The organism is Pseudomonas sp. EA_65y_Pfl1_P113 (genome assembly GCF_963970525.1).
GTDB lineage: Bacteria > Pseudomonadota > Gammaproteobacteria > Pseudomonadales > Pseudomonadaceae > Aquipseudomonas > Aquipseudomonas tritici.
This window is the reverse complement of the sequence record NZ_CAXAQM010000007.1, coordinates 64601-83407: the sequence shown is the minus strand read 5'-3', so window position 1 is coordinate 83407 and position 18807 is coordinate 64601. Positions and strand designations below refer to the sequence as shown.

The 18807-nt window shown below is 60.2% G+C and carries 17 protein-coding genes; 10 read left to right on the top strand and 7 right to left on the bottom strand.

Annotation, left to right across the window (positions count from 1 at the left end):
* Nucleotides 1-25 precede the first annotated feature (25 nt).
* The 3 genes from AACY52_RS09135 to AACY52_RS09125 are packed head-to-tail and all read left to right on the top strand — an operon-like array spanning nt 26 to nt 3689.
* Nucleotides 26-1834: an ATP-binding protein gene (locus tag AACY52_RS09135; RefSeq protein ID WP_339419957.1), complete on the top strand. Its 1809-nt coding sequence runs from the start codon at nt 26-28 to the stop codon at nt 1832-1834.
* On the top strand, nt 1831-3207 hold the full coding sequence (locus tag AACY52_RS09130) for a sigma-54 dependent transcriptional regulator (protein ID WP_339419955.1): 1377 nt from the start codon (nt 1831-1833) through the stop codon (nt 3205-3207). Before AACY52_RS09135 ends, AACY52_RS09130 begins: the two co-directional genes overlap by 4 nt.
* 26 nt (nt 3208-3233) lie before the next feature.
* Nucleotides 3234-3689: a YiiD C-terminal domain-containing protein gene (locus AACY52_RS09125; RefSeq protein WP_339438755.1), complete on the top strand. Its 456-nt coding sequence runs from the start codon at nt 3234-3236 to the stop codon at nt 3687-3689.
* Nucleotides 3690-3752: 63 nt separating this feature from the next.
* Here AACY52_RS09125 and cysQ read toward each other — a convergent pair whose 3' ends face one another.
* Together cysQ and nudE are read right to left on the bottom strand one after the other, a co-directional pair.
* The gene (gene cysQ, locus AACY52_RS09120; RefSeq protein ID WP_339419951.1) at nt 3753-4589 is read right to left on the bottom strand and encodes a 3'(2'),5'-bisphosphate nucleotidase CysQ; all 837 of its coding nucleotides are present in this window, start codon (nt 4587-4589) and stop codon (nt 3753-3755) included.
* The gene (gene nudE, locus AACY52_RS09115; protein ID WP_065875823.1) at nt 4586-5152 is read right to left on the bottom strand and encodes an ADP compounds hydrolase NudE; all 567 of its coding nucleotides are present in this window, start codon (nt 5150-5152) and stop codon (nt 4586-4588) included. Before nudE ends, cysQ begins: the two co-directional genes overlap by 4 nt.
* Nucleotides 5153-5239: 87 nt before the next feature.
* On the opposite strand from nudE, the gene yrfG reads away from it, so the two are divergent.
* Nucleotides 5240-5902, top strand: a complete 663-nt coding sequence (gene yrfG / locus AACY52_RS09110; protein ID WP_339427349.1) for a GMP/IMP nucleotidase — start codon at nt 5240-5242, stop codon at nt 5900-5902.
* 109 nt (nt 5903-6011) lie between these two features.
* Here yrfG and lysM read toward each other — a convergent pair whose 3' ends face one another.
* Entirely contained in the window at nt 6012-6452 is a 441-nt protein-coding gene (gene lysM / locus AACY52_RS09105; RefSeq protein ID WP_339419946.1) for a peptidoglycan-binding protein LysM, read from the bottom strand.
* Nucleotides 6453-6584: 132 nt separating this feature from the next.
* Between lysM and AACY52_RS09100 the strand changes: the two genes are divergently transcribed.
* The 4 genes from AACY52_RS09100 to AACY52_RS09085 all read left to right on the top strand — a co-directional run bounded on the left by AACY52_RS09100 (nt 6585) and on the right by AACY52_RS09085 (nt 11441).
* Nucleotides 6585-7466 (top strand): LysR family transcriptional regulator, encoded by an 882-nt coding sequence (locus tag AACY52_RS09100; RefSeq protein ID WP_339419944.1) that lies wholly within the window; start codon nt 6585-6587, stop codon nt 7464-7466.
* A 103-nt stretch (nt 7467-7569) separates the two neighbouring features.
* Nucleotides 7570-8409 (top strand): formate dehydrogenase accessory sulfurtransferase FdhD, encoded by an 840-nt coding sequence (gene fdhD / locus AACY52_RS09095; protein ID WP_339506944.1) that lies wholly within the window; start codon nt 7570-7572, stop codon nt 8407-8409.
* Nucleotides 8406-10754 carry an FdhF/YdeP family oxidoreductase gene (locus AACY52_RS09090; protein WP_339419940.1) on the top strand — a complete coding sequence of 783 codons (2349 nt, stop codon included), beginning with the start codon at nt 8406-8408 and terminating at the stop codon, nt 10752-10754. The genes fdhD and AACY52_RS09090 overlap by 4 nt, the downstream gene beginning before the upstream one ends.
* A 207-nt stretch (nt 10755-10961) precedes the next feature.
* The gene (locus AACY52_RS09085) at nt 10962-11441 is read left to right on the top strand and encodes a YMGG-like glycine zipper-containing protein (RefSeq protein WP_339419938.1); all 480 of its coding nucleotides are present in this window, start codon (nt 10962-10964) and stop codon (nt 11439-11441) included.
* Between the two features lie 141 nt (nt 11442-11582).
* Here the strand turns inward: AACY52_RS09085 and AACY52_RS09080 are convergent, their stop codons facing one another.
* Nucleotides 11583-12014: a thioesterase family protein gene (locus AACY52_RS09080; RefSeq protein WP_339427353.1), complete on the bottom strand. Its 432-nt coding sequence runs from the start codon at nt 12012-12014 to the stop codon at nt 11583-11585.
* A gap of 23 nt (nt 12015-12037) precedes the next feature.
* Entirely contained in the window at nt 12038-13975 is a 1938-nt protein-coding gene (locus tag AACY52_RS09075) for a RecQ family ATP-dependent DNA helicase (RefSeq protein WP_339427354.1), read from the bottom strand.
* A 452-nt stretch (nt 13976-14427) separates the two neighbouring features.
* Between AACY52_RS09075 and AACY52_RS09070 the strand changes: the two genes are divergently transcribed.
* Nucleotides 14428-15066, top strand: a complete 639-nt coding sequence (locus AACY52_RS09070) for a DUF1493 family protein (RefSeq protein ID WP_339427355.1) — start codon at nt 14428-14430, stop codon at nt 15064-15066.
* A 175-nt stretch (nt 15067-15241) separates the two neighbouring features.
* Entirely contained in the window at nt 15242-16105 is an 864-nt protein-coding gene (locus AACY52_RS09065) for a DMT family transporter (protein ID WP_339419933.1), read from the top strand.
* A 57-nt stretch (nt 16106-16162) separates the two neighbouring features.
* Here the strand turns inward: AACY52_RS09065 and AACY52_RS09060 are convergent, their stop codons facing one another.
* On the bottom strand, nt 16163-17704 hold the full coding sequence (locus tag AACY52_RS09060; protein ID WP_339419932.1) for a phosphoenolpyruvate carboxykinase: 1542 nt from the start codon (nt 17702-17704) through the stop codon (nt 16163-16165).
* A gap of 179 nt (nt 17705-17883) precedes the next feature.
* Nucleotides 17884-18786 (bottom strand): Hsp33 family molecular chaperone HslO, encoded by a 903-nt coding sequence (hslO, locus tag AACY52_RS09055; RefSeq protein WP_339419930.1) that lies wholly within the window; start codon nt 18784-18786, stop codon nt 17884-17886.
* Nucleotides 18787-18807: the final 21 nt, after the last annotated feature.

Sequence of the window (18807 nt, the reverse complement as noted above, 5' to 3'; positions counted from 1 at the left end):
CTGTACCCACAGGCGCACGAACCCCATGACTCCACCCCTCCCGCGTAGACCTCGCTGGCGCAGCCTCGCCCTGTTGGCGTTGTGCCTGGCACCGCTGCTGTGGCCGCTGGAGCGCCTGGCCGAGCGTTATTACCGCAGTGAGTTGGCCGGCCAGAATCGCCAAACCCTTGACCTGTACGTGGCCAACCTGCTGGGCACCCTGCACCGCTACGAAGTACTGCCACAAATTCTTGGCGACCTGCCGGCCTTGCGCACCGCACTTGGCGCACCCCAGGTCAGCACCAACCTGGTCAACGCCAACCTGCTGCTCAAGGACGTCGCCGCCCAGGCCGGGGTGGAGGTGATGTACCTGATGGACGCCACCGGCAAGACCCTCGCCGCCTCCAATTGGGATAAGCAAGACAGCTTTGTCGGGCGCAATTTCTCGTTCCGCCCCTACTTCAGCGAAGCCATGGCCGGGCGCCTGGGGCGTTTTTTCGGGTTGGGCACCACGTCGGCCAAGCGCGGCTACTTCTTCGCCGCCGCCGTGCGCGATGGCGATAAAATCACCGGTGTGCTGGTGGTCAAGGTCGACCTGGACCACACCGAAAGCCTGTGGGGCAACACCCCGGAACAACTGCTGGTCACCGACCATAACGGCGTGGTGATTCTCACGTCGCGACCACAGTGGCGATTCCGCGCCACCCGACCGCTGACGGCTGAAGAGCGCCAGGCCATCATCGCCATCCAGCCCTACCCCACACGCGATCCACAGCCTCTGAGCCTGAGCAGCACCGCCTGGCTTCGCCAATCCACAGCCCTCGCCGAGACCGGCTGGAACGTGGAAATCCTCGCGCCACGTTCGTTGATCAACCGCCCGGTACGCACAGTCGTTGCCGTGGGCGGCGCCACGCTGTTGGTGTTGATGCTGTTACTGGGCTTGATGATGCAACGTCGCCGCCATTACCTGGAACGCATCGCCTTTGAAGCCAAGGCCCGGCGCGAGCTGGAAGCGCGGGTGGTCGAACGGACCAGTGACCTTGAAGGCCTCAACCGGCGCCTGAAACAGGAAGTGCTGGAGCGCGAGCACGCTCAGCAGGAGCTGGTGCGTGCCCAGGACGACCTGGTGCAGGCCGGCAAACTGTCGGCGCTGGGCACCATGTCGGCGAGCATCAGCCACGAACTCAACCAGCCTCTGGCAGCGATTCGCAGCTATGCGGAAAATGCCGAAATCTTGCTCGACCACGAGCGCACCAGCGACGCGCGCGGCAACCTCAAGCTGATCAGCGAACTGACCGGGCGCATGGCCTCGATCATCGCCCACTTGCGCGCCTTTGCCCGTCGCGACCGGCATGCGCCCGAAAGCGTGGCCCTGCAACCGGCATTGGACGATGCGCTGGCCTTGCTGGCCAAGCGGCGTCGGTCAATGGAGGTGGAGCTGATCCGCGATTTGCCGGAGGCAACATTGTGGGTACAGGCCGGTGAAACCCGATTACGCCAGGTGCTCGGCAACCTGCTGGCCAATGCCCTCGACGCCCTCACCGAAAAAGGCCCGCCGCGCAAACTCTGGCTGAGTGCCGAAACCACCGAACAGGGCGTCAACCTTTACATTCGCGACAACGGCCCAGGCTTTTGCATGGAGGCCCTGGGCCGCGCCAGCGAGCCGTTCTACACCACCAAGACCCGCACCCAGGGCCTGGGGTTGGGGCTGGCGATCTGTGAAACCCTGATGCGCGCCTTTGGCGGTGAACTGCTGTTTGCCAACCACAAGGAAGGCGGCGCGCTGTTAACCTTGAAATTGCGTGCCGGCTCGCCGGGCGTCAGTCTGCAACCGTCCGAGGACCGCAGTGTATGAGTATCGATAACCAGATTCAGGTGGTGTTGATCGACGACGATCCACACCTGCGTCAGGCCCTGTGCCAGACCCTGGACCTGGCCGGGCTGAAAGTCCTGACCCTGGGCGAAGCCACCGGCCTTACCGCGCGCCTGTCGCGGGATTGGCCGGGCGTGGTGGTCAGCGACATCCGCATGCCCGGCATGGACGGCCTGGAGTTGCTCGCCGAACTGCACGGCCAGGACCCGGACCTGCCGGTGCTGCTGATCACCGGCCACGGCGATGTGCCGCTGGCGGTGCAAGCCATGCGCGCCGGGGCGTATGACTTCCTCGAAAAACCCTTCGCCAGCGATGCCCTGCTCGACAGCGTGCGCCGCGCCCTGGCCTTGCGCCGCCTGGTGCTGGACAACCGCAGTCTGCGCCTGGCCCTCAGCGACCGCCAGCAATTAAGCACACGCCTGGTGGGGCACTCGCCACAAATGCTGCGCCTGCGCGAACAGATCGGTGCACTGGCGGCGACCAGAGCCGATGTGCTGATCCTCGGCGAAACCGGCGCCGGCAAAGAAGTGGTGGCGCGCGCGCTGCATGACCTGTCGAGCCGCCGCAGCGGTCCGTTTGTGGCAATCAACGCAGGCGCTTTGGCCGAGTCCGTGGTGGAAAGCGAACTGTTCGGCCATGAACCCGGCGCGTTTACCGGCGCGCAGAAACGCCGGATCGGTAAATTCGAATTTGCCAACGGCGGTACTTTATTCCTCGATGAAATCGAAAGCATGAGCCTGGATGTACAGGTCAAACTCTTGCGCCTGTTGCAAGAGCGTGTAGTCGAGCGCCTGGGCGGCAATCAGCTGATACCGCTGGATATCCGCATCATCGCCGCGACCAAGGAAGACCTGCGCCAGTCCGCCGACCAGGGCCGTTTCCGTGCCGACTTGTATTACCGCCTCAACGTCGCGCCGCTGCGTATTCCACCGCTGCGTGAGCGCGGTGAAGATGCGCTGATGCTGTTCCAACATTTTGCCGATGAAGCCAGCAGCCGCCACGGCCTGCCGCTGCACGAGCTGCAACCGGGCCAGCGCGCGCTGCTGCTGCGTCATAGCTGGCCGGGCAACGTGCGCGAGCTACAAAACGCTGCCGAACGCTTCGCGCTTGGCCTGGAACTGGCGCTGGATAACACACCGGACAATCCATCAGCCGGTGCCCTGACCTCCACGCCCGGCGGCCTCAGCGAGCAAGTCGAGCAGTTCGAAAAAAGCCTGATTGCCGCCGAACTGACCCGCCCGCACAGCTCCATGCGAAGCCTGGCCGAAGCCTTGGGCGTACCGCGCAAAACCTTGCACGACAAACTGCGCAAGCACGGCCTGAACTTCGCCAACCAAAGTGGCGACGACGAATGAACGCCCCCACCTGCCAAGAGGCCCCCATGAGCCGCGACAGCCGTTACCTGGAATCCATCCTTCACCACGACATCCCCCTCACGCGGGAAATGGGCCTCAAAGTGCTCGATTGGCAGCACGGGCAGTTGGAACTGCACCTGCCCTTGCAAGCCAATATCAACCATAAGAGCACGATGTTCGGCGGCAGCCTGTATTGCGGCGCAGTCCTGGCGGGCTGGGGCTGGCTGCACTTGCAGCTGCGCGAAGAAGGGATTGAAGACGGACATATCGTGATTCAGGAGGGGCAGATCAGTTATCCGCTGCCGGTTACGCGGGATGCGACGGTGGTGTGCCAGGCGCCGGAGGAGAAAGTGTGGAAACGCTTTGTGGCGACGTATAAGCGTTATGGTCGTGCGCGGTTGGCGTTGGAGACGTGGGTTGTGAATGAGGGCAGTGAGCAGCGGGCAGTGGCCTTTACCGGGCAGTACGTCTTGCACCGCTAGCCGCCATCACGCAAAACCACATGTGGGAGCAAGCCCGCTCCCACAGTTTGATCTACTGTAGCCTCATGACCGGGCCAGGGTCAGCAACCGCTCACGCCACGCCGCTTTTGCCGGCAAGGCCAAGAAGAATGGATTCAATAATGATTCCCGCGCCGGATAACTGAACGGCGCGCCGCTCAACTCCAGCACCTCGCCTCCCGCACCTTCCAGCACGCCTTGGGCTGCTGCCGTGTCCCATTGGGAAGTGGGTGCCAAACGCGGATAACAATCGGCGCTGCCTTCGGCCAACAGGCAAAACTTCAACGAACTGCCGATATTCGCCAGTTTCAGCTCACCCAAGCTTTCGCTCAAACCGTCCAGCAAACGTTCCTGCTCAGGACTTGTATGGCGACGGCTGGCGACCACAGTAAATGACTCACCCGCCGCCGGCGCGGCGCGCACCTGAATCTGTTTGGGCGCTTCATTGACGTCCGAACGCCAAGCGCCCAGGCCCGCGCCACCGAAGTAACAACGCCCGTTGGTGGGCATCGACACCACGCCAAACACCACGCGGCCTCGTTCAATCAGGGCGATATTGACGGTGAACTCTTCGGTGCCGGCGATAAACTCCTTGGTACCGTCCAACGGGTCAACCAACCACCAGCGCTGCCAGCCGGCACGCACGCTCTGGTCGATGTCGGCGTCTTCCTCGGACAGCACCGGAATGCTCGGGTCCAGCGCGGTCAGGCCTGCCAGAATCAGATGGTGCGCGGCCAGGTCCGCCGCCGTCACCGGCGAATCGTCGGCCTTGGAAGTCACCGCCACATCAGCGCGCCAGTACGGCATTATCACTTCACCCGCCTGGCGTGCCAGTTCGATCACAGGGGCAATAAACGCGTGGCCTAAAAACAGTTCGCTCATGCAGTAAACGCTCCACGCTGGGTCAACAGGTCTCGTACCAGGTACAGCGCGGCCAGGGCGCGGCCTTCGCTGAATTGTTCGTTTTGCGCAAGCATCGACAGCTCGCGCAGGTTCACCCGGTCCACACGCATCGGCTCAGGTTCATCGCCTTCAAGGCGTTCTTCGTAGAGGTCGGTGGCCAGCACCACCTGGATTTTCTGACTCATGTAACCGGGCGACAACGACAACTCGGTAATGTGTTCCAACTGCCGCGCGCCGTAGCCGGCTTCCTCCTTGAGTTCGCGATCGGCTGCCGCCAGCACATCTTCACCGGGTTCGATCAGGCCCTTGGGCAAGGACAGCTCATACTCGTCGGTGCCACCGCAATACTCTTCAATCAGCAATGCATGATCCTCATCGATCATCGCCACGATCATCACCGCACCGTAGCCGGCACCGCGGCCCACAAGGCGTTCGTAGGTTCGTTCAACGCCATTGGAAAAGCGCAATTGCACTTCCTCCACGCGGAACAAACGGCTACTGGCGACTATTTCGCGGGCGAGGACGGTGGGTTTCTGGCGCATAAGCGGCTCCTTGGCGTGATCGGGTTACTATACCGTGGCTTTTCCGATTGTCTGTGTCGGATATCTTTACTTACATGAGAACGCCCCATGCCCTCTTTGCCCTGGCACGCCATCGACACCGTCCTGCTGGACATGGACGGTACCCTGCTCGACCTGCATTACGACAACCACTTCTGGATGGAGCACCTGCCCCAGCGTTACGCCGAGTTGCACGGCGTAAGCCGTGCCATGGCCGAGATGGAGTTGCAGCCCCTGTTCGAGCATAACGCCGGACAGTTGCAATGGTATTGCCTGGATTTCTGGAGCGCGGAGCTGAAGATCCCGGTGCGCGAACTCAAGCTGGAGACTGCCCACTTGATCGCCCTGCGCCCGGATGCCGACACGTTCCTGGCGGCAATCAAAATGGCCGGCAAGCGTGTGATCCTGATCACCAACGCGCATCGTGATTCACTGTCATTGAAGCTGGAACGCATTGAACTGGCGCCGTATTTCGAACGGTTGATCAGCTCCCACGACTACGGTTTCGCCAAGGAAAACCCGCAATTCTGGGATGCCCTGCAAGCCGACATCAACTTCGACCCCGCCCGCAGCCTGTTTATCGATGACACGTTGCCGATCCTGCGCAGCGCCCAGGCGTTTGGCGTGGGGCATTTGCTGGCGGTGAAAGAGCCGGACAGTAAGAAAGGGCCCAAGGACACCGCTGAATTCGCAGCGGTTGGTGATTACCGAGATCTCATTGCCGGACTCTAACCCAATGTGGGAGCGGGCTTGCTCGCGAAGGCAGTGTGTCAGTCAATATATTGGGTGACTGATCCACCGCTTTCGCGAGCAAGCCCGCTCCCACATTCAGGCCTTCGTATTACTTGGGAATACGCAGCGTCTGGCCTGGATAGATCTTGTCCGGATGGGACAACAGCGGCTTGTTCGCCTCGAAAATCTTGTTATACAAATTGGCGTTACCGTACACCGAGAGAGAAATAGCACTCAGCGTGTCGCCCTTTTTCACTACGACAAAAGTGGCAGCCTCGACAGCCGGCCCCGTGACAGTGATCTGGTCATCCACACTGGCCACACCGGCAATATTGCCCAGCGCCAGCAGAATCTTCTCTTTCTCTTCCTGGGTGGCGACTTCACCGGTCACCGTCACCTTGTCGCCCTCTACCGTGGTCTGCACGTTCGGATTACCCAGACCCACTTTGGACACGTGGTCCTTCAACTGCTCACTGGCGTTTGCATTACCCGGCGTCAACAGGTCCACAATCTTTTCGCCAGCTTCCTTGATAAAGCTAAAAATGCTCATAGTGCGCTCTCCTTGGTTTTTGATTTCCAGATGCCCAAGACTAGACCAGTCCTGTGGATTTGGGTTCCAGCCCGGCCCAAGACCCAAACGCGCTAGAATCCCACCGCCATTGGAATATGCCCTGGAGCGAAGATGGACATCAAACAGCTGAAATTCCTCATCGCCCTCGACGAAACCCGTCACTTCGGCCAGGCGGCGGCGCGCTGCCACATCACCCAACCGACTCTGTCGATGCGCCTGCGCAACCTTGAAGAAGAGCTTGATCTATCGTTGGTCAACCGTGGCCAGCGCTTCGAAGGTTTTACCGCCCCCGGTGAACGGGTGCTGGCCTGGGCTCGCACGGTGCTGGCGGCATATGACGGTTTGCAGGCCGAAGCGGCAGCTTGTCGCGGTAACCTGGTGGGTACGTTGCGCCTGGGCGTAGTGCCGTTGTCGAGCTTCGATCCCTTGGCGTTGATGCAGCAACTGCATAGAGAACATCCGAGCCTGCGCTTCGAGCTGTCGGCGCTCAGCTCCGAACAGATCCTTGAACAATTGGCGAGCAATCGGCTGGACCTGGGCGTGTCTTACCTCGAACGCCTGGACAACGAACGCTTCGACTCGCTGGCGTTGGGCGAAACCCGTATGGGCCTGCTTTACGACCAGCGCTTCTTTAGTTTTGGTGACACGCCGTTGAGCTGGGAAGCGCTGATCGAGCTGCCGCTGGGCATGCTGACCAGTGGCATGCACTTTCGCCAATCCATTGACCACAACTTCCACAGCCGTGGGCTCAACCCGCAACCCTTGCTGCAGACCGATGCCGTCCATCAGTTGTTACAAGCTGTGCACGGCGGCCTCTGCTGCGCGGTGATGCCGCTGGATGGGGGGTTGGATGCGCTCACCGAACATCTGCGCCTGCAGCCGATCGAAGACGCTCATACACTGGCCCGCCTGGGGTTCATCATGCGCCGCAGCGCGCCGCGTTCAGCGTTGGCGGAGGCGTGTTTCGCGCTGTATCAGAAATCGCAAATCTAATCTTGATCGACGTCATCTATCGATAGATCAGTACTGGCAATTAGACGTGACGCTTTGTCGCGCCTAGTCTGAGCACTGATCAATCCGTCGGTGGTACTGCCCCATGAACGCCAAGCGTCCAGTCTGCGCGGCGCCCGCTGTTGAAACGCCCGCGCCCGCCGCCAGCCAGAGCTACCAGTTTTGCAACCTCGAACACACAGAAGTCGCCAGTACTGCATTGGCGGAAGAAGTGGCGTTGGCGATTGCCTACAACGACATCAGCCAGGCGGTCATGCTGGTAACGCCCACCGACCTGGAAGACTTCATCGTCGGCTTCAGCCTAGGAAGCGGCATTATCACCGACGTTAGCGACATATATGATCTTAAACTCAGCGGTTCGGGCTCGACCCAATACGCTCAGGTGCAGATCTCCAGCCGTGCCTTCTGGAACCTCAAGCAGCAGCGCCGCCAGTTGGCCGGCACCAGCGGCTGTGGCCTGTGCGGCGTGGAGGCGGTGGAGCAAGCCTTGCCAGACCTGCAAGTGCTGCGCGGCGCACCCTTGCCGCCTGCCGAATGGCTCGACGGCCTGCGCCAGCGCATCAGCGCGTTCCAGCCCTTGGGCCAATACAGTGGCGCGGTGCATGCGGCGGTATTTATGAACGGCCAGGGAGAATTGCTGCTGGGCCGCGAAGACATCGGCCGGCATAACGCCCTGGACAAGTTGATTGGCGCACTCATCCGTCAAAAGATCCCGACTGACAGCGGCTTGGCGATTGTCACCAGCCGTTGCAGCCTCGAATTGATACAGAAAGTCCTGCGCGCGGGCATCCAGACCCTGGTAAGCCTGTCGTCACCCACCGGCCTGGCCCTGCAATGGGCGCGCCGGCACAACCTCAATCTCATCCACCTGCCGCAGAAAAGCGCGCCGCGGGTCTACAGCCCTGCGATGGAGTACCAGCCATGAGCAATCATCACCAAGCCGACCAAACCCCAACCCCACGCTACAAGCCCTATAAAGGCCCGGCTGGCGGCTGGGGCGCACTGATCAGCGTGGCCCAGGCGTGGCTGACCAGCGACAACGCGCTGAAAAACCTGCGCATGATGCTCAAGACCAACCAGAACGGCGGTTTCGACTGCCCGGGCTGCGCCTGGGGCGACTCGCCGGAAAGCGGCATGGTCAAGTTCTGCGAAAACGGCGCCAAGGCGGTGAACTGGGAAGCCACCAAACGTCGCGTGGATGCTGCGTTCTTCGCCAAGCACAGCGTCAGCGCCTTGATTGAACAGAGCGACTATTGGCTGGAATACCAGGGCCGCCTGACCGAGCCGATGCGCTACGACGCCGAAACCGATCGCTACCTGCCCATCAGTTGGGAAGCGGCCTTCGACTTGGTCGGCAAACACCTCAACGCCCTCCCTAGCCCGGACATGGCCGAGTTTTACACCTCGGGCCGCGCCAGCAATGAAGCGGCGTACCTGTACCAGCTGTTTGTGCGCGCCTACGGCACCAACAACTTTCCGGATTGCTCGAACATGTGCCACGAAGCCAGCGGCGTGGCCCTGGCGCAGAGCGTGGGCGTGGGCAAAGGCACCGTGACCTTTGATGACTTCGAACATGCCGACGCGATTTTTGTCTGGGGCCAGAACCCCGGCACCAACCACCCGCGCATGCTCGAACCGCTGCGCGAAGCGGTTAAACGCGGCGCCCAGGTGGTGTGCATCAACCCGCTGAAAGAGCGCGGCCTGGAACGCTTCCAACACCCGCAACACCCGCTGGAAATGCTCACCAACGGCGACAAACCGACTAATACCGCGTACTTCCGCCCGGCGCTGGGTGGTGACATGGCAATTTTGCGCGGCATGGCCAAGTTCCTGCTGCTGTGGGAACGCCAGGCCCAGGCCGAAGGCAAGGAAGCGGTGTTCGACCACAACTTCCTCAACGAACACACCGCTAATGTGCTGGATTACCTGGGCAAGATCGACGACACCTCTTGGGAAGAAATCGTCGAGCAGTCCGGCCTGACCCTGGTCGAGATTGAGCAAGCGGCGCGCATGTACGCCAAAGGCAAGAACGTGATCATGTGCTGGGCGATGGGCATCACCCAGCACCGCCACTCGGTGCCGACCATCCAGGAAATCGCCAACCTGATGCTGCTGCGCGGCAACATTGGCCGCCCTGGCGCCGGCCTGTGCCCGGTGCGTGGGCACAGTAACGTGCAAGGCGACCGCACCATGGGCATCAACGAACGCCCACCGGTGGCGTTTCTCGATTCCCTGGAGCGACGTTTCCAGTTCCAGGTGCCGCGTGACAACGGCCACAACGTGGTCGAGGCGATTCACGCCATGCTCGAAGGCCGCTCCAAGGTGTTTATCGGCCTGGGCGGCAACTTCGCCCAAGCGACGCCGGACAGCCCACGCACCTTCGAAGCCTTGCGCAATTGCGACCTGACCGTACAGATCAGCACCAAGCTCAACCGCAGCCATCTGATGCACGGCAAAGACGCGCTGATCCTGCCGTGCCTGGGCCGTACCGACATTGATATCCAGGCCGATGGCCCGCAAGCGGTAACGGTAGAGGACTCGTTCAGCATGGTGCACGGTTCCAACGGCCAACTGCAGCCGCTGTCGAAGCTGATGAAATCGGAGCCGGCAATCCTCGCGGGCATTGCGGCCGCCACCTTGGGTAGCAAACCCGTGGATTGGAATTGGCTTGTGGCGGACTACGGGCGTATCCGCGACCTGATCGCCGACACCATTCCTGGCTTCAAGGACTTCAACGAGAAGATCAAAAATCCGGGCGGTTTCTACTTGGGTAATTCCGCAGGTGCGCGCCGCTGGAACACGCCGTCGGGCCGCGCCAACTTCCGCCCGAACATCCTGCCCAAAGACCTGATCCATGAACGCACCCACGCCACCGGCCGCGTGCCGGACCTGATCATGCAGTCGATGCGCTCCCACGATCAGTACAACACCACTATTTACGGCCTGGACGACCGTTATCGCGGGGTCAAGGGCCAGCGTGACGTACTGTTCGTCAACGAAGCCGACATCATCCGCCTGGGCTTCAAACCTGGGCAGAAGGCCGACATCGTGTCGCTGTGGGAAGACGGGCGTGAGCGCCGCGTGAAAGGCTTTACCTTGTTGGCGTTTGATATTCCGGCGGGGCAGGCTGCGGCTTATTACCCGGAAGTTAATCCACTGGTGCCGCTGGAAAGCACCGGGGATGGCAGCCATACGCCGACGTCGAAGTTCGTGGCGATCCGCTTGGAAGCGGCAAGTGACAATGGCTTGATCATGGCCCGCTCGGCGTAAATGCCATGAATTCCGGGCAAAAAAAGGCCGCTTTTGCATAAAAGCGGCCATTCCCAAGTAGCAAAAGACTCACTAATTTGACTTAAGTTCCCCAGCTAAAACAGTAACTTAGCGAATTGTGTACAACTCGTGTTACTGGTCGGATTTCTATTGTCACAATGTCGACACAGCCTCAGGATCGCGCCGTCATCCTCTTGAGGTCTCTCTATGAAGTTCTCCTCGATTCTCTTGTTGTCCCTTGGCCTGGTCAGTGGCGCAGCCATGGCCGGTGGCACCACCGAAGCCGGTGTGGGCGGCGCATTGGGCGGGGTACTCGGTTCGGTTGTCGGCCAGTCGATTGGCGGCAACACGGGCTCGGCCATCGGCGCAGCCCTGGGCGGCGCGGGCGGCAGTGCGGTCGGTGCCGACAAACGCAGCCGTGGCGAAGCCGCCATCGGTGGCGCCTTGGGTGCAGCGGGCGGCAACGTGGTTGGCCGTAGCATGGGCGGCAACACCGGCAGCCTGATCGGCGCAGCCGCCGGCGGCGGTGCGGGTGGTGCACTGGGTAACTACATGGGTAACAAGAGCGATGACGACGACCGTCGTTCGCGTAGCCGTGATAAGCGTCGGTATGACCGCGACGATCACCGTGGACGCGGGCATGCCTATGGGCATCGCAAGAACAAGCATCACTACCGTCACCGGTAAGCTCTAAAGAACACCGCATCCACTGTGGGAGCGGGCTTGCTCGCGAATGCGGAGTGTCAGCCAACGCATTTTAAGCTGACCCACCGCTTTCGCGAGCAAGCCCGCTGACACATTTGGCTCCGTGGTGTTAGTGGGATTGGGCTAGACCAACAACCGCTGCAACGCCTCGCGCAGCGAACCCGGAATCGTCACCGGCCGGTTCGACCCTCGATCTACAAACACATGCACAAAGCGCCCCGCCGCACAGGCCTCTTCCTCGCCTGCCTTGAACACCGCCAATTCGTACTGCACTGAGCTATTACCCAACTTGCCCACCCGCAGACCGATTTCGATGCGCTCCGGAAAGGCGATCGACGCAAAATAATCACACGCCGAACTCACCACAAACCCCACTACTTCACCGTCATGAATATCCAGGCCACCTTGTTCGATCAGGTAGGTATTCACCGCTGTGTCGAAGAAGCTGTAGTAAGTCACGTTGTTTACATGGCCATACACATCGTTGTCGTGCCAGCGCGTGATGATGGGCTGGAAGTGAGCGTAGTCTGCACGTTGTGGCACTGAGTCAGGCATCGGTAAGTCTCGCGAAGGTGGGTTTACAGGTCATTCAAATGGGCCTGCGCCCACTCGCGTACTTCAGCGTAAGGGTAGTCTTCCAACGCAGCGAAACCTGGAATACCCCGCGCCTTCAACTTGGTAAACAACGGCACACTGATCCCGCCGAGGAACCGTGTCAGTCGTTCCGCGCCCGGTAGTTCCCCGGTGTGCTCATGATGCCTGTGGATAAAATCACCGCACAGCCCCATGAAGTTTTTATCCACAAGCGGCGGCAAGCCTGGCGGTGGCGGCAGGTGCGCAACGTGGCCGTGGCACACGGAGCAATGCCCACAACGCTGCGGTGCATTTTCATCGCCAAAGTACTGCGCCAGGCGCTGCCCCAGACAGCGCTCGGTGGCGAACAGATCGAGCATCGCATGAATGCGTGCGACCTCGCCCACCTCATGCTGCTTGAAGCCTGTGTATAACTCCGCGCTCAGCACCTGCGGATCAAAATCGGTATCCAGCAGGCTGTAGACCTCCGTCATCTGCTTGCTTTCCAGCTCGATCAGGCCCTGCTCCTGGAAGTAATCCAGCGCCTTCACCACCCGGCTGCGTTCGGCATTGTGCTGTTGATAAAGCGCGTCGAAATCCACCGTCGCCCAGGTTTTCGCTCGTTTACATACCTGGATGATCGCCGCCACGAACTGCTGCCGCTCGCCGGAGAATCGCGCCAGCAAAGCCTCTGGCTCGATCAGGTACTTGAAGCGGTACTCGGCATAAAACGCGTAGCGCGGCGCAATCACGCCCTTGAGCTCCAGCTGCACCAGCAGGGTCTTCAACGGCAGTTCGCGGATATTGCTGTGGTCCGACAAAGACCTGAGCAAAAACTCCCACTGCCCATCGCCCCGCGCGGCCTGCAACTCTTCCAACACCCGACGGATACCGTCCTGCTCCGGCGTATCGCCGTACACGAAGTTTTCCAGCACGTTGAGGCTGTCACGGTTGGCCAACACCAGGCAGTCAGACGGCTGCCCATCACGCCCCGCGCGACCGATTTCCTGACTGTAGTTCTCGATGGACTTGGGCAGGTCGAAGTGCACCACGTTGCGGATGTCACTCTTGTCGATGCCCATGCCAAACGCGATGGTGGCGACGATGCAATTGGAGCGCCCGCCCATGAAGCGGCGCTGGATGCCCTCGCGCTTATCGTGGGGCAGACCAGCGTGATACGCCTCGGCCTGGATACCGTTGCGGTTCAAGTGCTCGGCAATCTGCTCGGCGGTTTTCTGCAGTGTGACGTAGACGATGCTGGGTTGATTGGCGCGCTCACTCATCCACTGGACCAAACGACGACGCTTGTCCGCACCGCTGACGGGTTCCACCAACAGATTGAGGTTGGGCCGGTAGAAGCCCGTGGTGACCACATCGTCCGGCGCAATGGCGAACTTCGCCTGCATGTCGGCAATCACCTTGGGCGTCGCTGTAGCTGTCAGCAACAGCGCTTGTGGGATATTGAACTGGCGCTGGTAGTCCGGCAGCTTCAGATAATCCGGCCGGAAGTTGTGGCCCCACTCGGAAATACAGTGCGCCTCGTCCACCACCAGCAGCGAGATTTGCACGCTTTGCAGGAAGTTACGGAAGCGCTCGTTCTTCAAGCGCTCCACCGAAACCATCAGGATTTTCAACTCACCCGAGCGCGCACGGGCCATCACGTCATTGGCCTCATCGCGGCTCTGGGCCGAATCGATACTGCCTGCCGAAATACCGTGACGCTGCAAAAAGCCAAGCTGGTCCTGCATCAACGCCAACAGCGGCGACACCACCAGCGTCAGGTGCGGCAGCAACACCGCCGACAGCTGGTAACACAGGGACTTGCCCGACCCGGTAGGAAAAATTGCCGCTGCAGAACGACCGGCCAGTACGGCGTTGACCGTTTGCTCCTGGCCCAAACGAAACTGTGGATAACCAAAGACCTGCTGGAGGGTGTCGTGCATAGGCTGTCACTCCATTGACCGCTGAGTTGGCTTAAAAACATAGCCTGGGAATCTCAGCGAATCGAGAAAGGTCGCAAGGAAAAAAGAGACAGGATGATACACAGGGTGCGGCGATGGCCTTGGGCCAAATCAGACAGATTCGATAGCGATTGTAGGAACACCTCAAACCAAATGTGGGAGCGCTTTCTGTTAAATCACTTTCAAGCTACAAATGCCGGAAACTGCTGTAAGAAACCTCTAGCCCTCGCGCTGTACTTTTCCCAAACTGCTTCAAACAGTCGCTCGCCCCTCTGTAGATGTTACCCACCGCTGACGGAAAATAGCGTCCTCTCAACCGTTTCGGCTAAGACCCGTGAATATGGAAAGGACTCAACCCATAGTTCACTGCGGCGTCATCTTGACGGTGATTCGCCTTGTCCTCTTGGCTGCCAATCGCCAGGGTGGCTAATACAATGACCGACTACCTCGACTGGATCAGCCTGACCCTACTCTTTGCCGTTGCCGCCTTAGTTGAAAAAACACTCAAGCGTCCTGCCCTTAGAAAATGGTGTGGGCTGATCCTTGTGGTAATCGGTCCTACACTTCTATTCTGCGCGACCTCTTGGATAAGGGCGTCACAGATCGAGAGCCTGCTTGTCATTGCTTTTGTTACGGGCGTTGCTTTGCTGATCCGCCAAACTAAATACCGACACCCACACAACCATCCCCCTCACCCACTCCTGCGTGCCCCCACCATGAACCTGGCCCCTGACCTCCCCGAAGACCCCGTGATGCAGCAACTCCTGCAACTGCTGCACGAAGAAATCGGCCTGCCGAAACACAAGACGATCCGCCTGCAAACCTCACTCAACTTCGACCTGGGCTGTGACGGCAGTGAGGCCAAGCAACTTATGGAAGCACTGGAGCAGGAATTCGCGCTCGACCTCGGCGACTACGACACTTATCGTTACTTCAACCCACCGGTGTTTGATGTGTTTCTCAAGCGCCGGGCCAAAGGGCGAGGCGAGAAGGTGCCGTTGACCATCGGCATGCTCTACCTGGCTATCAAGACCCATAGCTGGGATACGCAGACGCTGGAGAATCTGAGCTGAGCGAATACAGATTTCGAACACACTGAAAGTCAAATGTGGGAGCGGGCTTGCTCGCGAAAGCGGAGGGTCAGTCGCCGAATATGTTGACTGATACATCGCTTTCGCGAGCAAGCCCGCTCCCACACTGGATCTGCACTAATCTGCTCAACCGCGCACTGAACAACAAGGACTTTACATGGACGTAATAATGGGCCTGCTGGCCGCCGTGCTCTGGGGTGGTACGGACTTTCTCGTGGGCCTCAACGCCAGAGCCGTGGGCGTTAAACGCGCGGTCTATTTCGGCCAAGCGCTCGGTTTCCTGATCATGACGCTGCTGCTGGTCATCTTCCCCACCTTCTTGTCCAAATCTCTCGATGCGCCGCTGAGCGTCTGGCTGCTGGGCATCGCTGCTGCACTGCTTACCGTCTCCGGCGCCCTTGCGCTGTCCAAGGCTTTTGCCCTGGGTAAAGCGGCCATCGTCGCGCCACTGGTGACGTCCTACGGCGTGGTCACCACATTGCTGTCCTGGGCCAGCGGTGAGCACATCAGCCTGATCCAGCTGGGCTGCATCGCCCTGTGCGTGATCGGCGTGATCCTCTCCAGCATCCACAAGGACAACGGTGTACCCCACAACAACCCACGCCTGTCCATTGCCTACGCCATGCTTGCCGCGTTGCTGTACGGCACCAGTTTCTGGCTGCAAGGCCGGTACACCTTACCGGCGCTGGGGCCGGTCTCGATGTTGTGGCTGGGTTACCTGGTAGGCCTGTGCGTGCTGGTGGTGATGGTGCTGAAGATCAAGGACGGCCTGAAGATCCCGCCACTGAAAAACTGCGCGACCTTGACCGGGGCTAGCCTGATGAACCTCGGTGGGTTCTCGGCGTTTTCGTGGGGGGCGATGGCGGGGTCGGTTTCGGTGGTGACGGTGATCAGTACGTTGTCGGGCGGGATTGCGGCGATGTTGGGGTTTGTGTTTTTCAAGGAGCGGTTGTCGGCGGTGCAGGTGCTGGGGGTTGTGCTGGTACTGGTCGGCGCAGTGGTTCTGCACATCGCCGATTAAACTCTCGCACACAAAAAAGCCGCCTACGAGAGGCGGCTTTTTCACACCGATCGAATCTTACAACTTAGGACCCGCAGCCTTGATCGCATCGCTCACTTCAAACTTCTTGAAGTTCTCGATGAACAACGCAGCCAGCGCCTTCGCCGCGTCATCATAAGCAGCCTTGTCAGCCCAGGTGTTACGTGGGTTCAACAGGCCAGTCTCAACGCCCGGTACGGCCAATGGCACGTCGAGGTTGATGGTGTCCAGGTGTTCGGTTTCAGCACCGATCAACGCGCCGCTCTGGATCGCTGCGATGACGCCGCGAGTAGTCGGGATGTTGAAGCGGTTGCCGACGCCGTAGCCGCCGCCGGTCCAGCCGGTGTTGACCAGGTAGACCTTGGAGCCGAAGCCGCGGATGCGTTTGATCAGCAACTCAGCATATTCGCCGGCCGGACGCGGGAAGAACGGCGCGCCGAAGCACGTGGAGAAGGTCGACTTGATGCCGCTGCCGGAACCCATTTCGGTCGAGCCCACCAGTGCGGTGTAGCCGGACAGGAAGTGGTAGGCCGCTTGTTCTTCGCTGAGGATCGACACGGGTGGCAGCACGCCAGTCAGGTCGCAGGTCAGGAAGATCACCGCGTTTGGCTCGCCGCCCAGGTTCTTCTCGGAACGCTTGGCAACGTGCTCCAGCGGGTAAGCGGCGCGGCTGTTCTGGGTCAGGCTGACGTTGGTGTAGTCGGCGTGCCTGGCATCGTCGATAACCACGTTTTCCAACACAGCGCCATGCTTGATGGCTTTCCAGATGACTGGCTCGTTCTTCTCGGAGAGGTCGATGCACTTGGCATAGCAACCGCCTTCGATGTTGAACACCACGCCTTCGCCCCAGCCGTGTTCGTCGTCACCGATCAGGTAACGGCTTTCGTCGGCCGACAGGGTGGTTTTACCGGTGCCCGACAGGCCGAAGAACAAGGTCACGTCGCCTGCTTCGCCAATGTTGGCGGCGCAGTGCATCGGCAGTACGTCGCAAGCCGGCAGCAGGAAGTTCTGTACCGAGAACATGGCTTTCTTCATTTCACCGGCGTAACGCATACCGGCGATCAGCACTTTCTTCTGGGCGAAGTTGAGGATCACGCAACCGTCGGAGTTAGTGCCGTCACGCTCAGGCACGCATTCAAAGTTGGCCACGTTGAGCACCTGCCACTCGTCACGACCGGCCGGGTTGTACTGGGCCGGGTTGATGAACAGGCAACGACCGAACAGGTTCTGCCAGGCAGTCTGGGTGGTCATCTTCACGGCCAGGTAGTGGTCTTCGGAAGCACCTACATGGACGTGGGAAACGAAATGTTCTTGCGCGTTGTTGAATGCCTCGACACGAGCCCACAGGGCATCGAACTTGTCGGCCGGGAACTTGCGGTTGATCGGGCCCCAGGCAATGGCGTCCTGGGTGGAAGGCTCTTCAACGATGAAACGGTCGACCGGCGAACGACCGGTACGGTGACCCGTTTCTACGACCAGTGCGCCAGTATCGGCAAGCACGCCTTCACCGCGCTGCAGGGCTTCTTTAACCAGATCATCAACACTCAGATCGGTGTATACGGCGTTGTTGGCTTGCGTCATGAGGTTCCCCGTCGGCCTATGGCCGAGTGCTCCAAACGTTTTGTAGTAGAAAGTTGCGCACTACTACCGCGAAAAAAGTGGGCCGGATTATGCCAGAAAAGCCCAAAAAAAGTAGGGCCCTCCCGTCAGAACAGCGCTAAACCGGCAATTGTCAGGTGATTCACCTGTGCTTAAACGTTTTAGTGGCGGGTGTTGGAAGGGGTATCGATGCCTGCGCCGGCGAACAATTGGGCGACATCGGCCGCATCGAACAGGTAGCGCTGGTTGCAGAACTGGCAGTCGATCTCGATGTTGCCGCCGTGCTCGACCACCAGATCCTGGGCATCTTCCAGGCCCAGGCTGACCAAGGCATTGGCTGAGCGTTCACGGGAGCAGCTGCAACGGAAGCGCAGGCCCTGTGCGTCAAACAAGCGCACGGCCTCTTCGTGGTACAGGCGATGCAGGATGGTTTCGTTGTCCAAGCCCAGCAGCTCTTCAGCCGTCAGCGTACCGGCAAGGGCGGTCAGCTTGCGCCAGCTATCGGTGCGCTCATCGTCGTCCTTGATGCGGTCAGCCGGCAACTGTTGCAACAACAGGCCGCGAGCACGCTTGCCGTCGGCGTTGAGCCAGAACTTGGTGCCGACTTGCTGGGACATCACGAAGTAGTTGGTGAAGCAGTCCGACAGGGTTTCGCCGTCGAGGTCGACGATGCCTTGGTAGCGTTGGCCTTCGGTTGGGTCGACGGTGATCGCCAGCACGCCGTTGGCCATCAGGTCGGACAAAGTGGCGTCCGGGGCAATCTGGTCGGCGTCGTAACGGGCCAGGCCACGGATTTCGCGTTCGCTGGAACACTCGATCATCAGCATCGGGACCGGACCTTCAGACCGCGCCTGCAAAATAAGCAGACCGTCGAATTTCATCGTGCCCACCAGCAGCGAGGCGGCCGCCATCAACTCGCCGAGCAGTTGCGCAACCGGCTCCGGATAAGGGTGCTTGGCAAGGACTTCAGCATAGCTGCGCTCCAGCGAGACCAGTTCGCCGCGGGCATCGTTCTCGTCGAAGATGAAGCGTTGGGTGAAGTCGGTATCCGGTAGATCAGTCATAGGTCTGGGTATCTGAATTGA

Excerpts from the sequence above, each read along its gene's own strand:
- yrfG (WP_339427349.1), top strand. The coding sequence starts at position 5,240 with ATGCCCTCTTTGCCCTGGCACGCCATCGACACCGTCCTGCTGGACATG.
- AACY52_RS09075 (WP_339427354.1), bottom strand. The coding sequence starts at position 13,975 with ATGCACGACACCCTCCAGCAGGTCTTTGGTTATCCACAGTTTCGTTTG.
- AACY52_RS09125 (WP_339438755.1), top strand. The coding sequence starts at position 3,234 with ATGAGCCGCGACAGCCGTTACCTGGAATCCATCCTTCACCACGACATC.
- AACY52_RS09100 (WP_339419944.1), top strand. The coding sequence starts at position 6,585 with ATGGACATCAAACAGCTGAAATTCCTCATCGCCCTCGACGAAACCCGT.
- cysQ (WP_339419951.1), bottom strand. The coding sequence starts at position 4,589 with ATGAGCGAACTGTTTTTAGGCCACGCGTTTATTGCCCCTGTGATCGAA.
- AACY52_RS09065 (WP_339419933.1), top strand. The coding sequence starts at position 15,242 with ATGGACGTAATAATGGGCCTGCTGGCCGCCGTGCTCTGGGGTGGTACG.
- AACY52_RS09080 (WP_339427353.1), bottom strand. The coding sequence starts at position 12,014 with ATGCCTGACTCAGTGCCACAACGTGCAGACTACGCTCACTTCCAGCCC.
- AACY52_RS09130 (WP_339419955.1), top strand. The coding sequence starts at position 1,831 with ATGAGTATCGATAACCAGATTCAGGTGGTGTTGATCGACGACGATCCA.
- AACY52_RS09085 (WP_339419938.1), top strand. The coding sequence starts at position 10,962 with ATGAAGTTCTCCTCGATTCTCTTGTTGTCCCTTGGCCTGGTCAGTGGC.
- hslO (WP_339419930.1), bottom strand. The coding sequence starts at position 18,786 with ATGACTGATCTACCGGATACCGACTTCACCCAACGCTTCATCTTCGAC.
- AACY52_RS09090 (WP_339419940.1), top strand. The coding sequence starts at position 8,406 with ATGAGCAATCATCACCAAGCCGACCAAACCCCAACCCCACGCTACAAG.
- fdhD (WP_339506944.1), top strand. The coding sequence starts at position 7,570 with ATGAACGCCAAGCGTCCAGTCTGCGCGGCGCCCGCTGTTGAAACGCCC.
- AACY52_RS09070 (WP_339427355.1), top strand. The coding sequence starts at position 14,428 with ATGACCGACTACCTCGACTGGATCAGCCTGACCCTACTCTTTGCCGTT.
- AACY52_RS09060 (WP_339419932.1), bottom strand. The coding sequence starts at position 17,704 with ATGACGCAAGCCAACAACGCCGTATACACCGATCTGAGTGTTGATGAT.
- nudE (WP_065875823.1), bottom strand. The coding sequence starts at position 5,152 with ATGCGCCAGAAACCCACCGTCCTCGCCCGCGAAATAGTCGCCAGTAGC.
- lysM (WP_339419946.1), bottom strand. The coding sequence starts at position 6,452 with ATGAGCATTTTTAGCTTTATCAAGGAAGCTGGCGAAAAGATTGTGGAC.
- AACY52_RS09135 (WP_339419957.1), top strand. The coding sequence starts at position 26 with ATGACTCCACCCCTCCCGCGTAGACCTCGCTGGCGCAGCCTCGCCCTG.